The sequence below is a fragment of the Novosphingobium humi genome (assembly GCF_028607105.1).
Classification (GTDB): Bacteria; Pseudomonadota; Alphaproteobacteria; order Sphingomonadales; family Sphingomonadaceae; genus Novosphingobium; species Novosphingobium humi.
Genome location: NZ_CP117418.1, coordinates 616,386 through 641,786 on the forward strand (window position 1 = coordinate 616,386; position 25,401 = coordinate 641,786).

22 protein-coding genes are annotated in these 25,401 nt (G+C 59.7%); 9 read left to right on the plus strand and 13 right to left on the minus strand.

Features of this window, described 5'->3' with window-relative positions; genetic code table 11:
• Nucleotides 1–339: 339 nt before the first annotated feature.
• The gene (locus PQ457_RS18635; protein ID WP_273620348.1) at nt 340–1,527 is read left to right on the plus strand and encodes a site-specific integrase; all 1,188 of its coding nucleotides are present in this window, start codon (nt 340–342) and stop codon (nt 1,525–1,527) included.
• Nucleotides 1,520–2,788 carry a site-specific integrase gene (locus tag PQ457_RS18640; RefSeq protein WP_273620349.1) on the plus strand — a complete coding sequence of 423 codons (1,269 nt, stop codon included), beginning with the start codon at nt 1,520–1,522 and terminating at the stop codon, nt 2,786–2,788. Before PQ457_RS18635 ends, PQ457_RS18640 begins: the two co-directional genes overlap by 8 nt.
• 68 nt (nt 2,789–2,856) lie before the next feature.
• On the opposite strand, the gene PQ457_RS18645 is transcribed toward PQ457_RS18640, so the two are convergent.
• Complete coding sequence (locus PQ457_RS18645) at nt 2,857–3,186, minus strand: single-stranded DNA-binding protein (RefSeq protein WP_273620350.1); 330 nt, start codon at nt 3,184–3,186, stop codon at nt 2,857–2,859.
• Nucleotides 3,187–3,738: 552 nt separating this feature from the next.
• On the opposite strand from PQ457_RS18645, the gene PQ457_RS18650 reads away from it, so the two are divergent.
• A complete protein-coding gene (locus tag PQ457_RS18650) occupies nt 3,739–4,818 on the plus strand; it encodes an IS5 family transposase (RefSeq protein WP_273620351.1) in 1,080 nt (359 codons plus the stop codon).
• Nucleotides 4,819–5,346: 528 nt separating this feature from the next.
• Here the strand turns inward: PQ457_RS18650 and PQ457_RS18655 are convergent.
• Nucleotides 5,347–6,162, minus strand: coding sequence for an SIR2 family protein (locus PQ457_RS18655; RefSeq protein ID WP_273620352.1), 816 nt, complete (start codon nt 6,160–6,162; stop codon nt 5,347–5,349).
• On the minus strand, nt 6,155–6,712 hold the full coding sequence (locus PQ457_RS18660) for a non-canonical purine NTP pyrophosphatase (protein WP_273620353.1): 558 nt from the start codon (nt 6,710–6,712) through the stop codon (nt 6,155–6,157). The genes PQ457_RS18655 and PQ457_RS18660 overlap by 8 nt, the downstream gene beginning before the upstream one ends.
• Nucleotides 6,713–6,755: 43 nt before the next feature.
• Here PQ457_RS18660 and add point away from each other — a divergent pair, with 43 nt between their 5' ends.
• Nucleotides 6,756–7,745 (plus strand): adenosine deaminase, encoded by a 990-nt coding sequence (add, locus tag PQ457_RS18665; RefSeq protein WP_273620354.1) that lies wholly within the window; start codon nt 6,756–6,758, stop codon nt 7,743–7,745.
• Here the strand turns inward: add and PQ457_RS18670 are convergent.
• Genes PQ457_RS18670 through PQ457_RS18680 form a run of 3 tightly spaced genes read right to left on the minus strand, consistent with a single transcriptional unit; the run spans nt 7,742 to nt 9,482 of the window.
• Nucleotides 7,742–8,527: an ImmA/IrrE family metallo-endopeptidase gene (locus PQ457_RS18670; RefSeq protein WP_273620355.1), complete on the minus strand. Its 786-nt coding sequence runs from the start codon at nt 8,525–8,527 to the stop codon at nt 7,742–7,744. The two genes, add and PQ457_RS18670, sit on opposite strands and share 4 nt — an antisense overlap.
• Nucleotides 8,524–8,898, minus strand: coding sequence for a hypothetical protein (locus tag PQ457_RS18675; protein WP_273620356.1), 375 nt, complete (start codon nt 8,896–8,898; stop codon nt 8,524–8,526). The genes PQ457_RS18670 and PQ457_RS18675 overlap by 4 nt, the downstream gene beginning before the upstream one ends.
• Nucleotides 8,895–9,482 carry a hypothetical protein gene (locus PQ457_RS18680; RefSeq protein WP_273620357.1) on the minus strand — a complete coding sequence of 196 codons (588 nt, stop codon included), beginning with the start codon at nt 9,480–9,482 and terminating at the stop codon, nt 8,895–8,897. The genes PQ457_RS18675 and PQ457_RS18680 overlap by 4 nt, the downstream gene beginning before the upstream one ends.
• 133 nt (nt 9,483–9,615) lie before the next feature.
• Here PQ457_RS18680 and PQ457_RS18685 point away from each other — a divergent pair, with 133 nt between their 5' ends.
• From PQ457_RS18685 to PQ457_RS18700, 4 genes are all read left to right on the plus strand, one after another.
• Nucleotides 9,616–11,181, plus strand: coding sequence for an adenylate/guanylate cyclase domain-containing protein (locus PQ457_RS18685; protein WP_337958510.1), 1,566 nt, complete (start codon nt 9,616–9,618; stop codon nt 11,179–11,181).
• A complete protein-coding gene (locus tag PQ457_RS18690; protein ID WP_273620358.1) occupies nt 11,178–11,975 on the plus strand; it encodes an E2 domain-containing protein in 798 nt (265 codons plus the stop codon). The genes PQ457_RS18685 and PQ457_RS18690 overlap by 4 nt, the downstream gene beginning before the upstream one ends.
• 50 nt (nt 11,976–12,025) lie before the next feature.
• Complete coding sequence (locus PQ457_RS18695) at nt 12,026–12,949, plus strand: TIR domain-containing protein (RefSeq protein WP_273620359.1); 924 nt, start codon at nt 12,026–12,028, stop codon at nt 12,947–12,949.
• A gap of 493 nt (nt 12,950–13,442) precedes the next feature.
• Nucleotides 13,443–15,119 (plus strand): GH35 family beta-galactosidase, encoded by a 1,677-nt coding sequence (locus PQ457_RS18700; RefSeq protein WP_273620360.1) that lies wholly within the window; start codon nt 13,443–13,445, stop codon nt 15,117–15,119.
• A gap of 685 nt (nt 15,120–15,804) precedes the next feature.
• On the opposite strand, the gene PQ457_RS18705 is transcribed toward PQ457_RS18700, so the two are convergent.
• From PQ457_RS18705 to PQ457_RS18735, 7 genes are all read right to left on the minus strand, one after another.
• The gene (locus PQ457_RS18705) at nt 15,805–16,998 is read right to left on the minus strand and encodes an IS91 family transposase (protein WP_273620361.1); all 1,194 of its coding nucleotides are present in this window, start codon (nt 16,996–16,998) and stop codon (nt 15,805–15,807) included.
• A gap of 4 nt (nt 16,999–17,002) precedes the next feature.
• The gene (locus PQ457_RS18710; RefSeq protein ID WP_273620362.1) at nt 17,003–17,911 is read right to left on the minus strand and encodes a tyrosine-type recombinase/integrase; all 909 of its coding nucleotides are present in this window, start codon (nt 17,909–17,911) and stop codon (nt 17,003–17,005) included.
• A 252-nt stretch (nt 17,912–18,163) separates the two neighbouring features.
• Nucleotides 18,164–20,290 (minus strand): phospholipase D-like domain-containing protein, encoded by a 2,127-nt coding sequence (locus tag PQ457_RS18715; RefSeq protein WP_273620363.1) that lies wholly within the window; start codon nt 20,288–20,290, stop codon nt 18,164–18,166.
• Nucleotides 20,287–22,044: a hypothetical protein gene (locus PQ457_RS18720; RefSeq protein WP_273620364.1), complete on the minus strand. Its 1,758-nt coding sequence runs from the start codon at nt 22,042–22,044 to the stop codon at nt 20,287–20,289. Before PQ457_RS18720 ends, PQ457_RS18715 begins: the two co-directional genes overlap by 4 nt.
• Nucleotides 22,045–22,639: 595 nt before the next feature.
• Complete coding sequence (locus PQ457_RS18725; protein ID WP_273620365.1) at nt 22,640–22,924, minus strand: type II toxin-antitoxin system RelE/ParE family toxin; 285 nt, start codon at nt 22,922–22,924, stop codon at nt 22,640–22,642.
• On the minus strand, nt 22,921–23,187 hold the full coding sequence (locus tag PQ457_RS18730) for an antitoxin of toxin-antitoxin stability system (protein ID WP_273620366.1): 267 nt from the start codon (nt 23,185–23,187) through the stop codon (nt 22,921–22,923). The genes PQ457_RS18725 and PQ457_RS18730 overlap by 4 nt, the downstream gene beginning before the upstream one ends.
• Nucleotides 23,188–23,506: 319 nt before the next feature.
• A complete protein-coding gene (locus tag PQ457_RS18735) occupies nt 23,507–24,442 on the minus strand; it encodes a HEPN domain-containing protein (protein ID WP_273620367.1) in 936 nt (311 codons plus the stop codon).
• A gap of 655 nt (nt 24,443–25,097) precedes the next feature.
• On the opposite strand from PQ457_RS18735, the gene PQ457_RS18740 reads away from it, so the two are divergent.
• Nucleotides 25,098–25,325: a hypothetical protein gene (locus PQ457_RS18740; RefSeq protein ID WP_273620368.1), complete on the plus strand. Its 228-nt coding sequence runs from the start codon at nt 25,098–25,100 to the stop codon at nt 25,323–25,325.
• Nucleotides 25,326–25,401 lie beyond the last annotated feature (76 nt).

The window sequence follows — 25,401 nt, forward strand, 5'->3', positions numbered from 1 at the left end:
CAGGCTGATTTCAATGCAGAAATCCCCTGCAGCACCCGTGCGTAGGGTCCATTACAACATACGCCCTTCGGGGCGTGCGTCCGACCTCCCGCATGGGCTTGTCCCATGCGCCTATACGACACGCGGAACGCGGGTAACTCATTGATTTCGGCAGGGATCATTGAGCGCCCCGAAGGTTCGGCAATGACCGGCTGGAAGCCGGTCGAGCCGGTCCCGTTCACCGCTGCCCATAAATCCCCGCGTGTCCTGGGGAATAGCCCCGGACACGCTCCCTCCGGCCCTCCAAGCCGGGATTTATGGAGTAACCGCGCCATGCCACGCGCTGACAGAATTGATCTGATGAATACCGACATTGCCGCCCTTCCTTTGCCCCTTAGGGGCGAGGTCATTCTTCGTGATACCGCCATTCCTGCACTGGGCCTGCGACTGCGTTGCTCCGGTGCACGAACATGGGTGCTGTTCGCAAAGCTCGCTGGACGGACCACTCGAGAGACGCTGGGCAATGCCTGTCATATACCCCTTGCCGCCGCTCGCCGTATGGCCGATCAGGCCGCAATCAACGCCCCCCTTCCCTCCCTTTCCGCGCCCCTTTTGGGGAGTGATGCGCGTATCAGTGAGTTATGGCCGCACTTCCTCGCGGTGGGCGAAGCGGGTCGATGGAAGCCCGGCACGATCCGCAATATGCGGTCGGTCGCCGATCAACATATCCTCCCCTCGCTGGGACGGACCAGAGTACGTGATCTGACCAACGAACAGGTGGCGCAATGGTACCTCGACGTTGCCGCCCGCAGCACCGCGATCCGCATGGCGCTGTCCACGCTATCGGGCTTGATGCTCTATGCGGAGGATCACGGCTTGCGTGAAGCCGGGTCTAATCCTTGTCGCGGCCTGTCGAAGAAATGGCGCGGGCAACGCGGCCATTTACTTCCCACCGCCACGATCCGGGCGCTGTGGGCAGCGCTGGATCAGCTGCAAACCCGAATGCCCGATGCCTGCGATGCGGTCCGTCTGCTGCTCCTGACAGGAGCAAGGCGAAGCGAGATCCTGTCCCTCGAATGGGACTGGATTGTCGGCGCGCGCGCGGTACTGAAGGACTCCAAGGAAGGGCCTCGCACGATTTGGCTCAATGCCCCTGCCCGCACCATTCTCGATGCCCGGATAGACAAAAGTTCAAGCCCATTCGTGTTCCCCGCACCAAAGGGAAATGGCCCGGTCAAGGTCATTGATCGGGCATGGGCGGCAATTCGAACCGAGGCTGGTATCGCCAGGCTGCGAGTGCATGACCTGCGCCACCACTTCGCATCCGTAGCCGTGTCCAACGGCATCGACCTCCACATTGTTGGGCAAGTGCTTGGGCACCACGAAATCGACAGCACATTGGGTTACGCCCATCTTGCGAGTGATGCCCTGATGAAGTCGGCCACCCGCGTTTCAAAGGTCATCGACCGGTCGATGCGATCCTCACCTGCGGTCCAAGGCAAACGCCGTCAGCCCACTGCGCGAGTATCGGGAGGGCGTCATGACTAACCTGCTTCTCTCGCTGACGGACGCCGTCTGCAAAAGCGCCCGCCCCAAAAATCGCGAATATACGTTGCGTGACACTCGCCAGCCCGGTCTGGCTTTGCGGGTCCAGCCTTGCGGTTCGCGAAGCTGGATCATGCGGTACAGGATCAACGGCAAACCGGTGCGGCACCTGCTCGGCACTTTCCCAGAAATGGGGGTCAAGGCCGCGCGGCAAATTGCCGCTGCGCTTCGTGCCCAAGATGCAGAAGCCCCGCCTATCCCTTCCACCGCGCCATTGTTCGAAGCCTTTCAGTTCGAGCATGAAAGGCGCTACGCAGCGTTCTACAAGCCGGAAGGGTTACGGGCCTATCGCTCCTATGTTCGATGCGAATTGCTGCCCGCTTTCGCCGGGAAACGGGTGGATGCGATCACCCGACAAGATGTTGTGCGGTGGTTCGAAAGCTACAGCGCCAGGAAACCGGGGGGAGCGAACCGGGCGCTTGGCATCCTCTCGCAAATCCTTCGCTGCGCCAAAACATGGGGGTATGTATCCAAGACGTGGCGCAATCCCGTAACCGAAATCAGAATGAACCGGCGAAGGCAGGTCGGCACTTTCCTGAGCGAGAGGCAATTGACCGAATTGGGGGCCGTCGTTAATTCCCGCATGGCCCAGGGCTGCAAAGCCTCAGCGGCTTTGCGGCTGCTGTCGCTGACGGGATGCCGGGTGAGCGAAGTTCTGTTGCTCGAATGGGGTGATGTGCTGCCGGATCGACTGCGCCTGCGGGACAGCAAAACCGGGCCACGCGACGTGCCATTAGGTGTGCCGGTCCGTCAGTTCCTCAAGGCCTACCGCAAGAGCTTGCCGCGTCTTTCCAAAGCCGCAAACGCGCCTGTGTTCCCGCTTCCCGGTCAATCCTACAATGCGATACGTTCAGTCTGGCATCGCGTGCGGAAAGCGGCAAACCTGCCGGACACTTTGCGTATCCATGACCTGCGGCACAGCTTTGCAAGCCATTCCATCATGGCAGGTGAAACCCTGTTTTCCACATCACGGCTGCTGGGGCATAGCAAGATACAGACGACGGCCCGCTATGCCCACCTGGCCGATACCGCTCTGCTCGACTGCGCCGAGAGGGTGGGTAGACTCATCCTTGCGCAGGCGGGCCCGCCCGCGCGGAGCCTTCCTGTTTCTTCCACGCAAAAAGCGCCCGAAGGCGCTCGAAGCGGCGGCGGGGAGTTGAGGAGACCGGGTACCGGGCCTTCTCAACTCCCCGCCGCATCATAGAGTAGGCAGCAAGGCTCGTGCTCCCTCTCCGGGGAAAGAAAGGGCGGCCCGCAGGCCGCCCGTGAGGGTCAGAGGAACTCGATCTCGTCGGCGACGATCTCGGTGTTGTAATAGGTGCGCCCGTCCTTCTCGTTGCGGGAGTAGCGGATCTCTCCGGTGACGATCAGCTTGTCGCCCTTCTTCTTGTGGTTGGCGATGGATTTGCCGAGGCCGTTGAAAGCCTTGATGGTGTGGAACTGGTCGTAGGTCTCGGTGTAGCCATCCTCGCCTTTGACGACCTGGCCGTCCTTGATGACGGGCCTGCTGGTGACGAGGGTGAAGCTGACGCCGCCCTTGCTGTCAGTGCCGAAGCGGCTGATGTCGGAAGTGATGCGGCCGGAAAGGAAAACCTTGTTCATGTGCTGTCTCCAGATCTTCCCGGTGAGCCATTCCCGCCGGGATGACCTGAAGCGCAGCCTGCGATTGAGGGGGCACCGCACCGAAGGCGCAGCCGCAGGGGAACCTCCATTTTGACGAGTGGTGCGGGCGCCGGTCGAAGGCCGGTAACACGGTCGGACAAATGGGGGTTGCGGCGCTCCCGCGCGGGCGTAGTGGTCATCTATCAACCGGCGGGATGGCTTACCGGGAAGGTCTGGAGATTGCTGAAACTAAGATTGATGGCCTGCCGCGATCGCATCCATTTCTAGGGCGAATTGCAGCGATCTGCTGCCGGTGTGTGCATTGAGGTAACATGATTGTCATGGCGTATCTTGCCGTCAAAAGGAGAAAATGACGGCCGTTGCGCTGGCTATCACGCGCACCAATGATGTCCTTCCTGCCTCCGTCCGACAGCGTCGATAATTCGATAGGGCGCAAGACCGTCAATCCGCACAGCTGGAGACCCGCAAAAACCGATGGCGTTTAGACGGTTATGGTGATTCATTGGTCTGAAACGATCATGGAGAGCCGTGGTGGAACCGAAGTCGCTTTTCAGTTTGGGCGAGCATCTCGAAGCCTTGAGCAAGGACGGCGATCCGCTGGAGGTTTTGCAGCAGGCGGTGGACTTCGAGTACTTCCGCGCCTGGCTTGTTGAGGGGCTGGGCTACGGTGATGGTACCAAGGGGGGCCGCCCGCCCTTCGATCCGGTGATGATGTTCAAGGCCCTGATCTTGCAGGCGCAGCACAACCTCTCGGATGCGCGCATGGAGTTCATGATCCGGGATCGGCTGAGTTGGTTGCGGTTTCTGGGGCTGTCGCTCGGGGACCGCACGCCTGATGAGAACACAATCCGGCATTTCCGCAACCGCCTGACCGAGACTGGAACGCTCAAGCGGGTGATGAAGGCCTTTGACTGGCAACTCCAGAAGAAGGGCTACATCCCGATGTCAGGGCAGATTGTGGATGCCTCGCTGGTCCCTGCGCCCAAGCAGCGAAACACAGAAGGTGAACGCGAGGCGATCAAGTCGGGGAAGAGCGCGAAGGAAATCTGGCCGAACGAGCCGAACAAGGCTGCGCAGAAAGACATCGATGCGCGCTGGACGCTCAAGATCGGGGGGAAAGTCCGGTATCGCGAGGATGGAACGCCTCTGCCTATGATTGCCCTGCCGGTCTTCGGCTACAAATCCCACATCAGCATCGACCGGCGTTTCGGCTTTATCCGGGAGATGGCGGTGACCTCGGCGTCGGCGGCTGATGGGCGTCTCCTCCGGCAGGTCGTCAGCACAGGGAACACCTGTTCCGAGGTCTGGGCCGATAGCGCCTATCGCTCAAAGCAGAACGAGAAGTGGTTGTCAGACCGAATGCTTACCTCCCGCATCCACCGGCGCAAACCCATGGGCAAGGCAATGTCGAGGGCAACCGCGCGGGCCAATGCTGCCAAATCCTCGATCCGCGCCCATATCGAACACGTCTTTGCTCATCAAAAGAACCGGTTCGGGTTGTTCATCCGCACCATCGGCCTAGCCCGCGCCGAAGCGAAACTCACCCTTTGCAACCTGGCCTACAATTTGAACAGACTGATCTTCCACGAGCGTCGAGAATGCATGGGGTGAATCTGCCTGAAATCCAAGGAAATCGGCGAAATTACCCTTCAGGATCGCCGACAAGGGCCAAAACGCTGCCGTTTCAGTGCCTGCCTGCTTCTCCATCATCTCATCGGCTCGATCACCCAGAAAAATAACCGGTTTTTGCGGGTCTCCAGCTTGTGATTGCATGAGACAGGCATGCAATGCCCAAGGTTGGGGACTCTCCGGAATGGCGGCTTCCAGACATGAAGACGGGATAGCCGCCATTCGAATGCCTCGGTCTCGGTTTCCAGGGTCGACCCTTTGCAGACGCTCGGGAGCCAATTTTTCGCTCCGGGGACCGGTCCGTCCGCTTTCTCATTTTTCAGAGCCACGGGAGGCTGACAAGAGGCCGACCTACTTCGGCTACCTGAATTGGATAGCTGTCTTTGCCTTGCACGAGTCACCAGCGGGGGATGCCGGGAACGTGGCCGCCGTTCACAAGCAAAAATCGATCATCGGAAGCTGTCTAACATTCAGCGCTTGGCGTGGCGCAGATGACTAGCGGCCTCTGACTCACCCGGCCCCGCGCACCATTTCAAGCAGACGATCAAAAAACTCAGGCAGCGCCTCGTCGGGATCCAGGGCGTCAGAGACGATCGGCGAAACACCGCGGCTCTCCAGCACTTCCTCCTGAACGACGTCCGGCCTGACCAAAAAGATGAACGATCCCGGCCGCCGCTTCGCGTAAGCCGTGCAGTCCCACGTACGCTTGAGCTTATAGAGGAGAAGGCGAAGGTTCAGATCTTTGAGACTGTATCCAACGAACAGGATTGTGCGGCCGAGTACGTCCGACCGAAGCTTCAGGTCGAGGGGCGATTCAAATTCCAGACGTTCGAAATAGTCCGATTCGGTCAGGACGAGCGAGTTGTCATCCGAAAAATCACCATGAAACTTGACGATATGGGTGTGGCCCGGCTTTGCATCCGCGATATCGACCACCGAAGCGATCTTCGAAACGTCGCATCCGCGTAGCCGGAATGCGCGCTCGAGGTTGGCATCGTAGTTCGTCGTGTAGACGAGGGGAAATCCGAGATCGACGATCTGGCTGTGGACCTTCGAGGCGAGCAGCTTCTCGTCGGTTACGTTCCAACTCCTGTCCATCCAGCTACGTAGGTCTCCGATACTCCCTTTCCGTAGCTTGTAGAATTCTGCCACCTGTAGGTAGTCGGCGCCCGGCCCGACCAGAATAGCAGGATCGAAATCCAGCTCTCCGGCCATGTGTTCGATCAACTCTCCCCATGACGGAAGACCGAGCGGCCGAGACAAGCCAGCCCCTACGAAAAGGATCACCCTGCGATCCCGAATCTCGCGTGCAAGCATATCAAGCATCGGTCTTCACCCGCAGATGATCCGCAAACGCGTTTAGGGCGATCCGGCGCATCGATATTTCGTTCTTTCCCTCTCCCATCTCCGCAAAGGTCAGCTCATGTCCATTCGGAATGAATACGCAGTCCCACTGAAAGGAGCGATCACCACGCGGCACCGACGCAACAGTTCCACGAATCTCGCCCTCGAAGTGATGGATCCGCCTACCGTCGCAGTAGCCGATCCAAGTTTTAGCTGTGAGGCCGCGCATCTCCCCATTGCCGAACAGTTCGCAGAACCGATCGGCCTCTAGCGAATCCCAGAACGGTTGCGTTAGCCCACCAGGAAAGCCGTTTAACGCATCGATATAGAGGCATGTCTGCTCGACAAAGAGTCTGTGGCCGATGCGTTCAAAGGCACGGAGTACCTTGTCTCGCACGATCGCTTTCACCTCCCGGGTCTGGATCTCATCAATCGCGACGCTGATCGGAATCACCTCGGCGCCGAGCGGCTCAAGAATTTTTCTGGCCTCATCGATCTTGTGCCCGTTCTTCGAAAGAAATCTAATTCGCATCCCGCCTTCCACTTCTTTACGTCAGCGTCTATCGCCATATCTTATGTTAGTCGACCTTCACGTACATCTTAGGGGAACGCTGGTCCGGGAGACCGTACTCTTCCTTGCGGAGCGCAACGCTGTTTCAATCCCTGAGGCCATTCTCGCCGATGCGCGATATGGCTGGCACGACTTCGCGACCTTTCTAAAGGCCTACGATCTCGTCACCTCTGTGGTGAAATCCGCCGCCGATCTAGAGGTGATCACAACCTCCTACCTTAAACGGTGCGCGGAGCTGGGCGGCGGCTATGTGGAATTTATGTTGTCGCCACCGGACCTCGCTCGCACGGGCGTTCCGTTTCCCGATCAGTTGAAGGCTCTCACCGCCGCAGCTGATCGGGCTGCCGAGGAGTGGGGCGTCCGTTCGCGCCTGATCGCTACTGCTGTTCGCCATCTCGGGCCAAGGGCCGCTGTCGAGGCAGCGCGTATGGCTACGTCAATTCAATCCGACATGCTGGTGGGTTTCGGGCTCACCGGCGACGAGCATCAGCATGAAGTGGGCGAGTTCGCCGAGGCGTTCAACATCGCGCGAGGTGAGGGCCTGCGCGCCACGGCCCACGCCGGCGAACATCGCCCCGCCGACACGATAATAGAGGCAATCGAGCTTCTTGGCCTCGACCGCGTTGGGCATGGCATCAGGGCCGTGGAGTCGCCAGACGTCATGAGGCAGCTAGCCGAAGCCCGGATGCCGCTCGAGGTTTGCCTCGGCAGCAACTTAGCCCTCGGGCTCTACCGATCAGTCGCGGAGCACCCCGTTGGGAGAATGGTCGATGCCGGCTGCGCCATTGTGCTCGGGACCGACGATCCGGGATTCTTCGGAACCGATCTAGCCAGAGAACACGCCCTCGCCCTTGAAGCCGACCCACGTCTAGGAATAGAAGCCGTATCGACGAACGCGATCGCGGCAGCTTTCTGCGATGAACACACCAAGAACTCACTCGCCCACATGCTCGATAGCCGCCTGCGCAGCAACCAAGATATCCTAGCCACCTAGACCTCCAACATGCGGCGATCGGTGAACCCGACGAGCGTAGCCACCCTGTTATTTGGCAGAACGAAGGTTTGCTCGGTTACCGTGAAACGCTCGGCCGCTGGAGTGTCGAACCAGCAAGACGCCTTTACTGAGACCGGCTTTCGGCTTTCCTGACCGCCGTTGAAGAGCGTCCTGAAGGTTGGACTTTCTGGTAGGAGATCTGATCGCGGGAACCAGCGATCCGGTACGATAGGCGGACGGCGGAACCAGCGCATCCCCTCCTGCGAATGGCAGACCAGCAAAGAGGGGAAGCGATTCGTACCAAGCGCCTTTATCGCTGTTGCCGTGATGCTTGTCTGAAACCTGTCGGCCAGAATCTTCACGGCTTCCAGGGTCAGCCGATCGAAATCGCCCGCGAGTGGCCTGAAAATGTATCCTGGAAGGAGCAAGTCGGAAGCGTAGGCGTCCGCCTGGAGTTCCGCGGTGGGAGGCGTCCGCCTTCCGTCGCTCGTCTGCCTCCCGATGTCTGCGCTGCGGCACTTCAGGCACAAACCCCGGTGCCGGTGCCAATGTCCGAGCTCATGCCCAATGGAGAAGCGCCGGCGCCGAAGCGTCGTCGCTGTGTCTACCGTGATGATCGCCCGCCCATCCTGCCCTACGATCCGTGCTTCGCAAGACTTCAGGGGGCGATACTTTACCTTCGCTCCCAGCGAGTGGGCGACGACCTCCACATCGATCTCTTCCGGTTCAGTGATTCCAAGCGCTTGGAGCGCGTGCTCTGCGGCATTGACTGTAGCGCTCATTCCGATTCGGACGCCCTGTCCCGTTCCAACTCCGCCAGATCCTCAAGCAGCCCTTCCTCCTCGTCATCGCCGCCCTCCACGGCGTTGCGCGCTGCTAGGGTCATCTTCACATCCGGATCATTCGCGGCGGCCCGGAGCTTCGCACGCATCCGGTCTGTATCGACATGAAGCGCGATCGGATTCCGACGCTCATTATCGATCTGCGCCCTGATCACGGCCAACCGGCTCTTTCGCAGCGCGAGTTCGGCACCATCGAGGCTTTTCAGCAGGGATTCTAACGCACCAGCATCCTCCTCAATATCGTCAGCGAAGATTTCGTCGATCATGAGGTCATCGATTAACGACATGCGATCCGCATCATTGCCGTTCATAGTCCCGATCCCTTCGGAAAGGCGCTTTGCAGCCGCCTCTTCAATTTCCTGCGCGCCGCAGCCAGACCCTTGGTGTCGGTGCCCAGCAACTCCTCCAACTCCTCACCCCTCATCTTGTCGCATATCCCCTCGACAAGGAGCTGGAGTTGCTCGTCATCTTCTATGATCTTGCCGATTTCGGCTAGCATCGGACCGTCGTCATGCGACGAGATGGCGAGCGCCTCGGGAGACGGCGCAGGGTCCATTAAATCGGGCGAGGTCACGCCGTCCGGTGGCGGTCGGACCTCCCGTAACCCGCTCTTAACCGCGTCGCGCTCACACGAAGCTAGGCTCTTGATTATGCCGGCGACCTCGCGAGCGAAACACGCATTCCGTCGAGCGTGGCGATCGCCGGACAGCAGGCGCGTCAACGCCTCCTGTCGCAGGTCGTCAGCGGGTATGCCGCAGCGTGCCGAGAACCAGCGGGCGGCCTGGAGTATGCGCGTAGCGTCGATCGCTGTGAGTTGGGGAATCATCGCCCGCACCTCATCTACCGACAGATATGCCGGTTCGTCATCATCGATCACTTCTGCATTCGTCTGCACCGACTCAGTCCCCCTTCAACGGCATAGGCGGGGCAACCTGAAAACTCGGACACGCAAAAAACATTGTCCGAATTCGCAGGCCGGTCCGCCTTTAGTCATTGGAAAACGGAGTCGCGGCGCTGGCAAGCCTGAAATGAGGAGCCGGCGCAAAATGGAGCTAAAGGCAGTGACGAAAAGCTGGAAATACGAACAGGCGGCGGACCACATCAAGAAAAAGATCAAGGATGTCGAGACCGTCTCCATCGTCGACTATCGGCGCGACATGTCGCTGGAGAGCATCCCGACGAATAAGGCCTATCGCGTCGATGGTGTCCATTTGTACGCGGATATCCTGAATCTTTCGGAGATGCTCAGCGTGACATCGGAGGAAGGCGTCACATGCCATCGCCGTACACTGCGCTTCCTCAATCTCCATTATCGCGCGGTGCATCGCATTCTCGACCGCTGCGACGCACGCCGGGTGGATTTCCACAATCAGCGGCTCCACTCCGTGCTGACGAAGCCCTATAACACGGAGACCGACGCCGAGGCCAAGCGCGTGCGTCGTTCGGTCGCGATGGCTCAATTGATCATCGACGTTTTGCAGGAAACCGGCGATGCGGACGAGAAGATTCCCGCCGCGAAGGTGCGCGTCGGCATTGATACCGGGACGGCGCTAGCGGTGAACAACGGCCGGCGGGGTGGACGTGAACCGCTGTTCCTAGGTGCGCCTGCCAATCACGCGGCCAAGATGTCCGGGGGTGGCACCAAGCCCGGTATCTTCCTTACCAACCAGGCCCGAGAGGCTATCGGTCTCGACAGCGTGAATAAGCCCGCCGTGACCCCACTCACCGCGGCGGAAATCGAGGATTGTGAGGAGAAGGCCGAGCTCGGCGTGTCGAAGGAAAAGATCGTGGAGGAATGGGAGGACGATCTTGAGGCGAACCCGATCGGTGCATTCGACTTCTCCCGCCATACGCCGCCGCTGCGCACCCTCGACATCACCAAATTGACGCCCGGCAACTCACGTCGGCAGGAGGCAGCTTCTGCTTACGCCGACATTGACGGGTTTACCGCCTTTGTCGCTGACCATATCGATGAGGAGGCGGAGGACGTGGTGCGCGTCTTTCATGTCATACGCGCGGAACTGGACCGCGTCCTCACCTGCGACTTCGACGGCCGACGCATCCGATTCATTGGGGACTGCCTGCACGGGCTGCTTTGCAACGGTACCGTCCAGGTCACCGATGAGGCCGAGACGATTAGCACGGCGACGCTGTGCGCTGGAGCCCTGCGGTCAAGCTTTGAGCTGTGCCTGGAGAAGCTGGGTGACGAAGGCATCGACACGACTGGTCTGGGACTGGCAATCGGTTTCGAGTTCGGCCCGATGACCGTCACCCGCCTCGGCATGCGTGGCGATCGGGTGCGCTGTTCGGTCAGCCGCGGCGTCTTGGCGTCCGAGCAGGAGCAGACCCGATGCTCCGGGGACGAGACCGCCATCGGGCCGTTGGCCTATGGCGCTGCGACCCAGGCGGTCCGTGACCTCTTCGGTTCCAAGCGCAAGGTCAGCGGGCTAGATTACAACGAGGCCGTGGAAGCCTTGTCCGAGAAAGGGGACGGAACAGCCAAGGCCGTCAAGGCCGCTGCGTTCGCAGCAGCGGCTCCGGCAATCGCGGCAGCTTCCGACCGCATCGTGCGCCCCTATGCGGAGAGCAGGTGACCGTCGTGGTGCTTGTCGATCCCATACTCCTTCTCGCCGACCGACTAACGGAATTCGGAGCGACCGAACTCCTGCGCGAGACTGGAATGATCCGTGTCTCCATCCCCGTTCCACTGAGCGATGGGCGCGAACCTGTCTTCATCCTAGACCTGTCGGTCTCTGGCACGTCCGCGTCAGTCCGCGAAAAGACGCCATCGCACCTACCTGCATTCTGTCCCGACCGTCACATCAACGAGGACGGGAGCTTCTGCCTGTATTGGCGGGCGGTCGATGGCATCGAGATCGACTGTGAGGGGGCGGCCCGCGCATGGCTGGAGACGCTGGTTCGCTTTCTCCAGCTCCAGTTTCGCGCGGCACGCCAGCGCCGCTGGCCTGACGGGAAGGCGCGTGCGCATGGCTTCGCGGTCGTCCACCAGCATCGTGCGGAAGCGGCTGCGGCCCGGCTGGGCGAGCCATTCGCGACAGATATGGCTGAAGGCGCCCTGACTGTCGTTAGGAAGGCGGGGAGTGCCGAGGGGACCGCCCTTAGAGTTACGAATGGACGCAAGCGCCTATTCGCCGTTTGGGAACGTAGCCGCCGCGCGGTGAACCAGCGCGGCCCTTGCCTTTGTCCGGCGGGTTCGGGTGCGCGTCCGATTGTACTGAAGTCCTGCGGTGATCATGCACTGGCGGCGGCAGATCTTGCGATGGAACTTAATGCGATGGCCGTCGCGGAGCAGCGTTTCTGGCAAGCTGTGAAGGGTTCACCCTGCTGCGGCTCGATGGACAACTGCCCTCTGGCTGAGACCTCGTGACACGAGGCAGCGAGATCTAATGGATGATATTGATTTTGGAGGTTTCACAGATGACGGGATTGAGTGACAGGTTCGGCCGGAATGGCATTATCGACGCGCTGCTCCGCCAGCCTCTCATCCGGCGCGACCGGGCCTTGGCAGAGAGGTTCGCGGATGTTGGGCGCCCCAAGGAGCTAGCCGTTGGGGAGGTCCTCGTCGAGCAAGGCGATTGGGCAAATGACCTCTTTTTCGTGCTTGCCGGTGAGTTCGAGGCTTTGGTCAACGGTCAACGGAAGCAGTTGCGCACGGCTGGCGAGGCGGTTGGCGAACTGGCAGGCCTCAGTCCGTCCCGATCACGGACGGCTACATTAAAGGCTACGAAGCCTAGCTTCGTTCTGGCCGTCGGCAACGCCGAACTCCAAGACATCGTCGGGTCCGACGTGGAGTTCTGGAAGGCGACCGCCGATGCTGTTGCGGACCAGTTGGATCATCGCAACCGCGAGGTGGGTGCCGTGAACGAACACCCTCGCATCTTCGTGATCTCCTCCAGCGAGGCCAGGGACGTGGCGCGAGCGGTACGGCAGAATCTCGATGCCGACGACATGCATGTATATCTCTGGGATCAGGGCACCTTCGCCATCTCCGATTATCCTGTCAGTTCTCTCGAGGATGCCATCGAACGGGCAGACTTCACCATTGCCGTGGCGCAGGCCGACGACGTTCTCGTCACGCGAAACGAGACCCACAAGGTGCCGCGCGACAATGTTCATTTCGAGTATGGTATATCAGTCGGGCGGATCGGCCGGGAGCGTTCGTTTCTTTTCGTCGAGGCCGACTCGAAGGTGAAGCTCGCCTCCGATCTCGCCGGCCTTACCACTCTGCGATACCAAGGCGCGGACAGGGAAAAGATGGAACGGACGGTGGCCAAGGCCTGCGATATCGCACGCGAGCGGATCGACTTCATCGGTGTCCGTTGCGACCGGAAAACACGTTGAAAGGATGTTTAGGCGATTCCCAACGCCCCAGATTGCTATTCTTCCCTGAGGTGCTGCAATAATTTTCTTATCGCTTAGCTATGCAGTATGTCGACATTGGCACTTGGTACCTTGGATTAGCGCGAAGCTAAAAATCGACGTCAACCCCTCAGCGGCAGCAATAGCCAAGAGACTTCTCCTAAGCCGACTGTTGCTAATGTCCCAACGATGGTCGATTATGGGCCCGGGTCATCCGTGAATGAACGGCAAGTTTCGATGGCACGATCCGGCCCTCGGAACGACAGCTATGGCGGCGCTTCAACCGGTAGGTTCCGACCAATTCAAGCCGTCAGGCATTTGGCACTCGAACGACCGCTTGTCTCGAAAGCGGCCATACATGGGGTTGCCCCGCAAATTGGATCACGCTCGGCAAATGCCCCCATTGCCATATCAGAACAATAGTCCTACTTTTGATTTATGCGCTGTTGAGCGGATATCAAAGAGGGGATGCATTGTGAATAAGATCCTTCGGGGCTTGCTGCTGGCCATGGCGACGGGCGCGCTCATTCCTGTCGCTCACGCTGAGGAATTGCCGGTCATCCGGAACCGGCAACTGCTGGTGGATGGCAAGCCTTACCTTGCCCTAGGCGGCGAATTGCACAATTCCAGCGCTTCCAACTCCGACTATATGCTGCCGGTATGGGACAAATTGAAAGCAATGCACGTCCGCACGGTGGTCAGCACGGTCAGCTGGGAGGATTTCGAACCGCAGGAAGGCCGCTACGATTACGCTCTGATCGATGCCCAGATTGCGCAGGCCCGAAAGCACAATTTGCGGCTGGTGCTGATCTGGTTCGGGGCGTTCAAGAATGCCAGCTCGACCTATGCGCCCACTTGGGTGCGCGCCAATCCAGCCCGTTTTCCCCGCGCCGTTGCGCAGGGACAGTTCGCAGAGGCCTTCACCTATCCCGGCGCCATGCCCAAGCCTGTGCTGTCGGTTTTCTCGCCCGAACTGCTGAATGCCGATCGCCGCGCCTTTGCTGCTTTCATGAAACATCTGGCGCAGGCCGATCCCGATCATCGCGTCATCATGATGCAGGTCAACAACGAAACCGGCATGTTGCATGACAGCCGGGACCGCTCACCGCTGGCCAATGCGGCATGGGGGCAGCAGGTACCCTCGCCTCTGCTGAAGTATCTCGCCGCTCATCGGCAGGATTTGCGTCCTGAACTGGCGGAATTGTGGGCGCGCCAGGGGCGCCGCAGCACCGGAACCTGGGCGCAGGTCTTTGGCACGGACTGGCAGGCTGAGGAGGTCTTTATGGCGTGGCATTTCGCCAGCTATATGGAGGCGTTGGCCGCAGAGGGCAAAAAGGCCCTGCCTCTGCCCATGTATGTCAATGGGTGGTTGGGGCCGCAGGAAGGGCAGCCGATCGCGGGGCAATATCCCAGTGGCGGCCCGGCCAAGCGGGTGCTGGACATATGGAAGGCTGCGGCCCCATCGCTCGACATGCTCTCGCCCGATATTTATGTGCCGGATGCCAAGGAACCGTTGGCCGATTATGACCACGCGGGCAATCCACTCTTTGTGCCCGAGGCGCAATTCCGCACCGGCAATCTGTTCTGGGCCTTGGGCCAGCATGGCGCGCTGGGCTATTCCATCTTTGGTATCGAGGATGGCAAGCCCGATAGCCAGTTGGCGCAGGCCTATGCACTGCTTGCAAATATGGATGGCGTCATTACGCGGGCACAGGCGGAAAAGCGTATCGCCGGTATCCTGATCGACGATGGCAAACCGGCCGAAATCCATTTAGGCGGCTATACGATCAAGGTGCGCGAAACGCAGGTGCTGCTCAAGCAAATGTTGCTGGATGCTGGCCTTCAGGCACCCCCTACGCCCGCACCTTTGCCCAGCGAGACCGAGCATGGCCAGCCAGCGCCGGGGGATGGCCGTCCGTTCGGCCTTGTCATCGATGAGGGCAATGGCAGCTTTCTGGTTATAGGCCGGGGCTTCACTGTAGATTTTGCCGACAAGGCGGGACTTGCCGAAATCGACAGGGTAGAAGAAGGCCGCTTCGACGAACAGGGCTGGAAGGTGGGGCGCGTCATCAACGGGGACGAACGCCTAACCATTATTCCCATGGATCGAATCGGTCTGGTCCGTATCCGTCTGTTGCGAAGGGCAGGATGAATTTTGGGTTTTCAGTCAACGTCTGACTTTTGCAAACCAGCGCAGTGGCATCAACGCGACGATGCCACTGCAACGCCCTTGTATTGCCCACCTTTCGGACATCAGAGCAGGTGTCGACATCTGTGAGCAAGCCAACTGTAACATGGAAACGAACGACTACTTTTTGACCGATTGTGTTGAAAAACTCCGCCAACGGCGCGAACGAAGGCCGGATTGGCAGTAAAATTACCCAAATGCGCCAACGAGAGGCGTCACGTGTGGCATTTTTCCCTACAGAAGGATCAATTGTTTCGCGCCGAAGGACGCATCCTACTTACCTAGGACTTTTTCAACACAATCTGACCTACTGCTGCCATTCGGTAACTTGAGCGCGAACGGCAGTTTTGTCGAAGGGTTTCGGGCGCCGGCAGGCGTACGAAAGTCTTACAAGTACGACCCGCGGTGAGGCTCGCCCTGGTCTATGGGAAAAAGGGCTTTGGTGTGGCTTGGTTTGGCTGAAGCAAGCCTGCCGCCCAGCCTTTGTTGGGCGGAATAGCGTGGAAGTCAGATGGCCTTTTTGCTCGATGCGCCGCTGATCCTGCTGGCAATGAGCCCAATTTTGTCTGTGGTGGCGGTGTTGGCACACCTACTCCCATGGGCCGGAGCGCAGTGTTCACGGCCATTATGCAGGGTAAGCCATGCCGGATCATGGCATACTCTCCCGGGCAGGTGGTGCCGATGACGGCGGTGCGCGCGGTTGGCACCAGCGGGCGAAGGTTTCGATAATGGTCATATGCCCGCCGCAACATGGGCATGGCGGGCGATGGTCGGGCGGTTCGTCGGGTTCGGGTTCGTCGACCGACGCGGCCACGCCCAGCAGCCTGCGGGCGAGTTCCATGGCCTCCTTGTGCGTCGAACTGGCGAGCAGGCCGTAATGCCGGATGCGGTGGAAGCCGCGTGGCAGGACGTGGATCAGGAAGCGGCGGATGAACTCGTCGGAGGCCAGCGTCATGACCTGCTGGCGTTCGGCCCCGTTTCGGCGATAATCCTTATACCGGAAGGTCACGCCGGTCTCGTCGAAGGCGATGAGGCGCCGGTTCGAGATGGCAACGCGATGGGTGTAGCGCGAGAGATAGGCCAGCACCGCCTGCGGCCCGGCAAAGGGCGGCTTGGCATAGGCCACCCAGCGCTTCTTCCTGATCGGCGATAGATGCCGCAGGAAGGCCTTGCGCGTGGCCAGACCTGCCAAGGTGCTGAAGAAGGACAGCTTTCCGGCATCGAACAACGCCAGCAAGCGGGTGAGGAACAGCCGGCGGAACAGCGCGCCCAGCACACGCACCGGCAGCAGGAAGGCGGGGAGCGAAGAGATCCAGCGCGTGCCGTCCAGCACGATGCCGCCGCCGGGCACGATCATGTGCACATGCGGGTGGTGGGTCAGTGCCGATCCCCACGTGTGCAGCACGGCGGTGATGCCGATGCGCGCGCCCAGGTACTTGGGATCGGCGGCGATGGTCAGCATCGTGTCCGCGGCGGCGCGGAACAGCAGGTCATAGACCACCGCCTTGTTCTGCCAGGCAATGTCGGCGATCTCGGCAGGCACGGTAAACACCACGTGGAAGTAGCCGACCGGCAACAGATCGGCCTCACGCGCGGCCAGCCATGTGCGTGCGGCAGCGCCCTGACATTTGGGACAGTGTCGGTTGCGACATGAGTTGTAGGCGATCCGCCAGTGCCCGCAGTCGTCGCAGGCCTCGACGTGACCGCCCAGCGCGGCGGTGCGGCAATTCTCGATGGCCGTCATGACCTTGAGCTGGCCGAGGTTCAGATGCCCGGCATGGGCTGCGCGATATGCAGGCCCAGCGCTACGGAAGATATCGGCGACCTCGAGCGAGGCGCGCACCGGCTCAGCCGGGAGGAGCCACCTGCGCCTCGAGCAGCGTCGTCAACTTGTCCAGCGGACTGATGACCGCGCGCACCGTTCGGGTTGCGACCGTGGTGTAGAAAGCGGTGGTCTCGAGGTTCGCATGCCCGAGCAGCGCCTGGATGATCCGAATATCGACGCCGTCTTCCAGCAGATGCGTGGCGAAGCTGTGCCGCAGAGTGTGTGGGCCGACGCGCTTTTTGATACCCGCAGCCTCGGCAGCATCGACAACGATCCGATGGAGCTGCCTGGTACTAAGCGGCTTGAGATAGTGCATGCCCGGGAACAGCCAGCCATCGGCGTGCATGACGCCTTGCTTGCGGCCCACCGTCCACCACTCGCGCAAAAGGGCAAGAAGGTCAGCGGGCAGGAGCGCGTTGCGATAGCGCCCGCCTTTGCCGCGCTCCACGCGCAGGAGCATGCGCTTGCTGTCGACATCGCGAACCTTCAGCATCGTCACTTCGGCAGCGCGCAAGCCAGCGCCATAGGCAACCGACAGGGCAGCCTTGTGCTTCAGGCAGTTGGTCGCGCCGAGTAAGAGCGCAACCTCGTCGCGGCTGAGGACAACGGGCAATGCGCGAGGGTTCTTGACCGTGTAGAGCTTGCGGGACAGATCCGGGCGATCAATGGTGTGGGTGAAAAAGAAGCGTAGCGCAGACACGATGCTGTTCATGGTCGGGATCCCGATGCCGGCCTCGCGCTGTTCGACCTGGAATTGCCGGAGTTCTTCTACCGTCGCAGTATCGGGGGGACGCCCAAGATATGTGGCGAACCTCGCGACATGCCGCACGTAATCGAACTGGGTCTTCCGCGTGAACCGGCGCATGTTCATGTCTTCGATCATGCGCTGACGCAGCGAAGTGACGGGAGCATCAGACAAAACATTGGTCATGGTACGACTCCTTGGTTGAAAGGAGCCGCAATCGTCTGCCTACCTGGCCCACACCTCAACTTAGACCCAGACCGCCGATCACTGGCCTGACCTCAAGGAAAGCACCACTCCCGCGCCAGCGGGTTCGTACTTGTCCTGTTCCAAGTCGCAGCAAATGGCGATCTTAGGTAAGACTGTATGTCCGTCTCGACGTGCCAGCATCCCCTGGGTGTCATCCTTGTTTTAGTATAGCACAGGCGGTCACCGTCCGCGTCAGGCCGCCAGCCTGAATTCCGGACTGATCTCCTGCATTTCAGCCTCACTCGCAGCGGCAAGGCCCATCTCGTCGATCCAGTTATCGATCCAGCGATGTTTGTCCTTTGACCATGAATCGAGAGCAGGACGCCGCTGTGCGACCGCGCGGACAAGGGTCATTTCCTCCACGGTCGCGCGCAAAACTGCAGGTATTCGAAAATGCTGCAGTTGTTCGCGCACGAGCTTCTCGTCTGCGCTGAGGTTTGCAAGGATCGCGCGCCCGAGGCCGGGCGCTTCATCGAGCGCTTCACCCCGGGCGCCGATCAGGGTCGAAAGGATAGCCTGTAGCCCAGTGGTGACATATGCCGCTGGGATGACCGGTTCGCCCTCAAGGCGCCGATTGTGCCATGCCAAGAGAACACGGCACATCGTCCGGAAGATATCGAGATAGTTCGCGAGTCCCCCCAAGTTCCCGCGCCTCGCATGGCGATAGAGGCGCCTATCGATGTGACGCTGGACAAACCCCCAGATCGCTTCGCGAAGCTCGAGCAGCGACCCTCCGCTGGAGCCTAACTGCCAATGCTCGGGGATATCGCCCGAAAACGGGTCGCGCGCGCGCCAATGGGGCTTGCCGGCACCTCCCCCAGATGGCGCACCATCGATGAACCGCATAGTCGCGGTGTTCATGAAGTCGATGGCCGCGTCTATGCCATCCAGCGCGTCGACATACTCTATCAGGCCATCGCCACTGTCCATCGCCCGTTGATAGCGGTTCCCGGCCGCGTTGCCCGCAGCGCGCTCTCGCAGAAGCCGGGAGAGTTGCTGCACTGAGCAGTATCCGCTGGAAACTTCTCGGCCGTCGATAACCGCATGCAATCGACCTATGGCCGGGCCGTCGAATTTACTCCAGTCGTCATCGTCCAGAGAGATGGCGAAATCCGCTCTGGGGCCCGAGATTTTCCAGGAGAACGTCGGGAGGACCTCGTTTCGCTTGAAGATGCGAAGCACGGCATCTTGGGCGTCATCCGGGATCGAGACATTTGCCAGCAGGGTTCCTTGATTATCGAGGATCAGCGAGTCCAGGCGCAGACGGCCCGCCGCGGACTCCGCCGCTGGTTCCTCGATCGGCGCAGGCTTGAAATCCTCAGGCGGAATGGATTCGAACTTCAGGCCGTCCTGTTTCAGAGCGCGTGCAAAGGTCTGCTTGGTAGCAAACCAGAGGCAGGCCTCGCTGTTTCCGCCGGAAAGTGCGGCATGAGACATGTTCGCACTCCCGGCGAGCCAGTACGTGCAGTCCGGTGTCTCGAATGCCAGTGCCTTTGCGTGGACATTGCGGCCAGCCTTGTGAGGGGTCGCGGTCAGCAACTCCATGCTTCCGAGAGTCTCACTGAGACGCAAGAAGCGTTCGATCGGCAGATTACTGTAACCCGACTGGCTGATGATCTTGATAGGTGCATCGGGCCAGCGTTCGCGAACCCGCTGCACAGCGCGCAGGTTTAGATCGAAGAAGGGCGCCATGAGCGTTACCCCCTTCACCTCTACCCCGTCGAGCCGGGAAAGAATCATGGGCCAGATCGGCCCGTCATGACTGGACAGGAAGTCGATTTCGGAGGCATCCGCGCCAGATGCATCCCCAAGCCATGGGTACAGGACGCGCGCGTGACCGAAGATCTCACGCCTCAGCCAAGGTTCCACCGGGCCGGCATCCCGGGAATACCGTTCGAACTCGCGGAACAGCGTTGCGATGAGGTGGCTTGCCGGGTGCCGGTCAGTGGCATCGCCACCGGCAAGAGTCGAGATCAGCTCGAAGTTGTGCCCGGTCCCGGCAGGTGTGCAGTTGTTGCTGCCGACAGAAGCGATCGCTCCCTTGTCACCGATCGCGAGATAGAGCTTGGGATGAAAGACCCCGCTCTCGCGCCTGACGGGTATCACGAAGTAGTCCCGGTCGAACCCCGCACCCTGCCTGCCATCGGCCAAGATCTGCTGGTATCTCTCTCTATCGACGAAGACGGTGACCATCGCACCTTCAAAAGCGGATGTCGGAAGCACCCGTCGCTCGAAAAAGAGGGGATCGAACTCGTAGGTGGCAACGAACGCGAACTTGCCTCTGGTTCCCTTCAGAAAATCCAGAAAGTCGACAGTCATGATCGTGCATTCTCTAGGAAGGTCTTGAGCAGTCCGCGCCCTTCGGCCGTCAGGATCAAGCCCTCCTCGGCATCATTCACGATCAGCCTGAGGTCGCGAAGCACCCGCATGGCGCTGCCGAACCGCGGATTGCCGGCCCCGATATTGTCAAGAACGAGATCCATTCCAACGATCATCACTCCGTCAACGCGAAACAGGGGCGGGCTGCCACCATACCCCTTTTCGTAGCTCATGGTCTCGTGCTGGCGAACAACGAACCGTGTCATCACCCGTGCGACGACGTCACGCAAAGGCCTCGTCCACCAGTTACTGCCAAGCTCCATGACGAGCGCCTGAGCAAGCGTCGGCATCGAAATATCCGAAAGCGGCTGATAGGCCTTTGCCCGGTTCCATCCCTGGTATGCCTCTGCCACGGTGTGTTCAAAGCGAAGCACCAAGGCCAGCAGCAGGAGAATTGAGAGTGCCGGCCCGATCGTCCCTGACACGAGCCCATCGTCGACCAAGCCCGCGCGAATACTTCGTTCGATCAGAGTATCACCGAACATCATTTTACCACCTGTCGATGACCGTGAACGCCAAGATTCAGCATCGATCCCGATCAGGGCGAGAGCATCGATCGGGGTCAGTTCCATGAACCGGACATCACTTTCAAACCTGAAGTATTCGGCAAGCCCGGTGTTTGCTTCGTCGCTGTTGAAGGCTTCGAGCACGTCAGATATAGATCGCCCCGCCGGGTGATACCGAAGCGACCGAACGAGACCCGACAGCAACGCTTCGAGCGCTGTGGTCAGGTAGTTGTGAAAATGGAAGATGCGCCATCGCTGGGCAATGTCGGCAAGTGGGCCGGGCACCTCGACAGAGCTTGCGTTATCGTTCTCATCAAAAACCACGCCATAGAACGTCAGATCGTCGAACGTCCGGGCATCGAGATCCCTACCCGCAACTCGCGTCGTATCCACGGCCCACAGCAGGAGCAGCAGGCTCATGCGTCGGCGATGATGCGAATTGTTTTCATCCTCGAGATCTGTTGCGAAGAACAGATCGCGCAGCGGCCGAAGATCGCAGTCGTCAGCCGACATCAGTTCACACAGGCCCGCTGCGGCACCAAATTCCTTCAGCACATCGAGAGGAACCGCAGAGTCCTCCGGTTTCAGATGAACGAAGCGGGTATTGGCGACAGCCCGACCAAAGGCCTCCGCAAGCCGCCGCCCCTTGCCGGACAGTCTTCCGGACCGCAGAGTTCCGGCCTCTTCCCCTTCCTCTCCCTGCTCGCCCACCTCGCCATCTTCGAATAGGCCAAGGTTCACCAAAGACCCCTTGTATGGCGCGAACCCGCTGGCGTTGTCGGCCAAGTGACTCCAGGATCGCAAGTCTAGGGATTCGCCGCTTGGGCTCCGAGCGAAATGGATCGCCTCGGTAGAGCCCTGGAGCGCGCCTCCATCGCAGGTTCGACCCTCATGATGAAGCACGGCGCCGAGTGTCATAGCCCGTTCGTCCAGCAACACCATCTGCATCGCACCGGCCAGTGTGCCCGCCTTTCCAAGACGTCCATAAGTACGCTCAAATGCCCAGGGGTAGAACGAATAGTAACGTGCGCGCGGCGTCACGGACGTAATGCAGTGCATCAGCTCGGCGGCTAGTCGCGCGCCGACCCTGAGCGTCATTCCTAGCGGATCGTCGATACCAGAAGCCGGAAGCTCTGTGTTCCAGCCCAGCAACCCGATGCCTTCGGGAGATTTTTCCAGGTTCAACAAATCGTCTGCCCCTCGCCGAACACCAACTCATTCTAGAAACGTCATAACTTTCGGTAAAGAGCCGACCTGCGCATCATAGCCACTTGCAATTGGTGACTGCCAAATATCGGTCTTGGCCCTCGTGCAACGCCGCTTCATTATCCCGGAGATCTGCATCGCACCAGACCGCTTGCTGCGGCCACAGCGGCCACGCTCTGTTCGCGGCGGGCGATGGCGGGTTCCGACAGAAGTTACCATTCCGAAACTAGCCAGCAAACGGCGGGACTTGGTCGATTGTGTTGAAAAACTCCTCGTTGGCCGATCACACGGCCCAGCGCCGAAATATCGCTACCATAAGTGGCCACCAGTTGAAGTTTAGTAACTCATTCAGATGCATCTGCGGACTTATGTTACGCAGCATCGCTGCCGGTTGGCCGCTTAAGGAGTTTTTCAACACAATCGGTCGGGGGTTGCCGGTTCCAGCGCCATTGGGACTGGCGCCGGGACCGCGGCCAGGCGCAAGCATCGCCATCGACTGTTGCTGTGCAGGACAATGAAAACAGCCGGGGCAACAACGGTGACTTACAATTAATTACGCTGATGTAAACAGGACGTTTCAGTTCTGCAACGGCGGCCATTGTCGAGCGGTGTGGATCACAACCAAAATCCACACCTTATCGCCCGTCACCTCATAGACGATGCGATAACTCCGGTGCGGGGTTAGTTCGCGCGTCCCGGCGACAGTGCCATGATGGCCCAGCAAGGGGAATTCGGCGAGCCGAGCTACGGCTTCGCTGAACAGCTGATCAACCCGAAGAGCAGCGGCAGGATCGAGCTCAACAAGGTAATCCCAAATTGCGATGCGGTCCTGTTCTGCCTGCGGTGTCCAGACGATTTTCACGAATGGGCAGCGCGGCGGCCTGCAAAGGCTGCTTCAACCTCTTCATTGGAACGGCCAAGACCGCCCTGCATCGAGGCGCGGGCAACTTCAACCTTGCGTTCCAAGAAAGCGTCATGCTCGCGCTGCGCCTGTTGCTGCTGGACGAATGCGCGCATAAATTCGCGCACGACCTGCGATGCTGGCCGATGGCTGGCCTCGGCTGCAGCCATGAACTCAGCCCTCAAATCGGGTTCCAGCTTCATTGTGAACACGGCGTCTTTCATGGGGATCTCCACAAGGTACTGACATCGTATATACGTCATGAAAGCGCTAGCCGCAACTGCGTTCAAGACAGCCCAGAAGGACAGCGAATAGGGAGTGCGCTACACAATGGCGCGGTGCTATGTGCCTCGAGACGGCGTAATGGTGCTCTGCTGATTGTCCGAACCATTGAACGGAATTGCCATATTGGCAGGCACCGGCCTCCTCGTGCCCCCCTGGGCACGTCCGCGACCTATCGGCAGTCGTTATAACCACAAATCCCCTGCAAGAGGCGGCTATGCAATCTCAGCACTTGAAACCTACCAGTTCGTCGCCCCTCGATCAGTCAGCTGAAGTCGTCCCTAGACCTAACATTGCTTCAAGCGCACTGATCCGTTCCATGCAAATTGCATGCACAATCCGGCCGAGTACCTCGACCCGTTCCCCCAGCCATGCCAGTTCCTCGGCGGTGATCCGGTAATGTTTTGAGTACCTCGCCTTGACGTAAGCGTCCTTCAGCTTTTCGAACAGGGCGCGGTCCTTGCGTAATTCGCGGGGCCATGCCTCCACCAGCCGAAGGTCCAGCCGCTCGGCCTGAGTGCGTAGGAAGGCGAGGTTGTGATTATGTGCGGTATACAGTGTGCTCACGAGAAGGACCGCGTGGTAGAGGCTCTCCGCTGCTTGATGCAGAAGAAACGCTGCCTTCTTCCAATCCCGTTCTGACATGTAGAAGTGATAGCCTTTGAGGAAGCTGGCACCCCCGGGCATCCACTCCTCAAAATACTCCCGCGCCATATCGAGATTGGCCTGCGGCGTTCTCGGCACCGGTCTTGCCAACTCACGGTCATCGGACTCGTAGATCGCGATACCTTCGCGGGCGATGTCCATGAAGAAGAACCGCCCATGGGCGAGACCATCGTTCACCTGCTGAAGCGAATGGACGATGAAATTGACCGGGGTTCGCAACCGCCCTGCGATCATCTCCTCGATCAGGCGTTCATCTGCTCTCGTCCAGTAGGCGGCCCGATCAGCCAGTTCCTTCTGGCTGACGATAATCAGCAGATCGAAGTCCGAACGATAGCCCTTGGTGGTGTGAGGTTCGTCCACCCAGCCGCCGCGCGCATGACTACCGTACAGAAGAATCTTGACGATCTTCCCCGTTTTGCGCCTGCCGGTCGCATCCATGTGCGCGCCGTCAAATTCCTCGAACAGGAGTTGTACCACACGCTCGAGTTCGCGCTGCTTGGTGGCCGGCAGATGATCGAGATCGGTCCTCATTCAGACACTCCTAGCAATTTTCTGAACTGGTGCCGATGGATAACCACCACCTCGAAGCCAACGATTTAGGCAATCGGGGAGCTGTGTGAAGGCCTTAATTTCTCATGCTCAAACTTTTGCCGCCCGCGATCTCGCAGATTCCAAGGGCTAAAGTAGAGCCAGCCATCGGCTATACGAGGGTTTCAGGCCCAACGGATTCCACATCCACAAGACGGATGCCATCGGTCGGCTGCCGGAACGCACTTTCAAAGTCTTGCTGGAAAACAGACGCTATGGCACGAGCGAACAGCAACGACGGCCCTTGATTTTCGTCCAGCGTCACGTAAAATGTGTCCTGACAGAGCGTCAAAAGCAACGCCAAATCATTGAAAAGCCATAGTTTATAGGCAGCACGCGTGCGTAGGGTCAATTACAAACGGCCTCTCGCTGTGCTGTGCGAATTCCGCCGCGCAAGCCCGCTGCTAAGTCTCTTGTGATCGAGGGAGCAACCTACGGCTCGCTTTCCCCGAGGCAAAGGTAAATTGCTGCGAAGGCGACATTTTAGGGTCGTGCTTTGAGGATTGGCGTGACGTTCACCTCTTGCTCTGTTCCGGATCTGTGACAGAATTGAATCTGACGGGCAGGCCATCGGGAAGGACGATGGAATATGCCAAAGATGACCGAAAGGGACCGGCTTGCCGATCTTGAAGCACGTCAACGCAAGCTGACTGAAGACCTGGAAGATGCCCGCCGGATGGTGCGCGGAAAATATGCGGCCATGATGCATGACCTACCGGTCGAGAAGCTGTCGGAGCGAGAATTTCGTGAACTTCTGACACAGGCGATCAGGGTGGGCGGCACGGCAGCGCTGGCGGCGATGAAGGGATTATCCCCAATGTCCTGACACCCGCCTGAGCAGCTACGGCGATGACTCACAGAAGTGGTCCGTTAGAAACGCGCTTCTGTCGATACCGTAGTGC

Excerpts from the sequence above, each read along its gene's own strand:
- PQ457_RS18730 (WP_273620366.1), bottom strand. The coding sequence starts at position 23,187 with ATGAAAGACGCCGTGTTCACAATGAAGCTGGAACCCGATTTGAGGGCT.
- PQ457_RS18695 (WP_273620359.1), top strand. The coding sequence starts at position 12,026 with ATGACGGGATTGAGTGACAGGTTCGGCCGGAATGGCATTATCGACGCG.
- PQ457_RS18740 (WP_273620368.1), top strand. The coding sequence starts at position 25,098 with ATGACCGAAAGGGACCGGCTTGCCGATCTTGAAGCACGTCAACGCAAG.
- PQ457_RS18660 (WP_273620353.1), bottom strand. The coding sequence starts at position 6,712 with ATGCGAATTAGATTTCTTTCGAAGAACGGGCACAAGATCGATGAGGCC.
- PQ457_RS18675 (WP_273620356.1), bottom strand. The coding sequence starts at position 8,898 with ATGAACGGCAATGATGCGGATCGCATGTCGTTAATCGATGACCTCATG.
- PQ457_RS18655 (WP_273620352.1), bottom strand. The coding sequence starts at position 6,162 with ATGCTTGATATGCTTGCACGCGAGATTCGGGATCGCAGGGTGATCCTT.
- add (WP_273620354.1), top strand. The coding sequence starts at position 6,756 with ATGTTAGTCGACCTTCACGTACATCTTAGGGGAACGCTGGTCCGGGAG.
- PQ457_RS18640 (WP_273620349.1), top strand. The coding sequence starts at position 1,520 with ATGACTAACCTGCTTCTCTCGCTGACGGACGCCGTCTGCAAAAGCGCC.
- PQ457_RS18645 (WP_273620350.1), bottom strand. The coding sequence starts at position 3,186 with ATGAACAAGGTTTTCCTTTCCGGCCGCATCACTTCCGACATCAGCCGC.
- PQ457_RS18710 (WP_273620362.1), bottom strand. The coding sequence starts at position 17,911 with ATGACCAATGTTTTGTCTGATGCTCCCGTCACTTCGCTGCGTCAGCGC.
- PQ457_RS18635 (WP_273620348.1), top strand. The coding sequence starts at position 340 with ATGAATACCGACATTGCCGCCCTTCCTTTGCCCCTTAGGGGCGAGGTC.
- PQ457_RS18670 (WP_273620355.1), bottom strand. The coding sequence starts at position 8,527 with ATGAGCGCTACAGTCAATGCCGCAGAGCACGCGCTCCAAGCGCTTGGA.
- PQ457_RS18685 (WP_337958510.1), top strand. The coding sequence starts at position 9,616 with ATGAGGAGCCGGCGCAAAATGGAGCTAAAGGCAGTGACGAAAAGCTGG.
- PQ457_RS18715 (WP_273620363.1), bottom strand. The coding sequence starts at position 20,290 with ATGACTGTCGACTTTCTGGATTTTCTGAAGGGAACCAGAGGCAAGTTC.
- PQ457_RS18735 (WP_273620367.1), bottom strand. The coding sequence starts at position 24,442 with ATGAGGACCGATCTCGATCATCTGCCGGCCACCAAGCAGCGCGAACTC.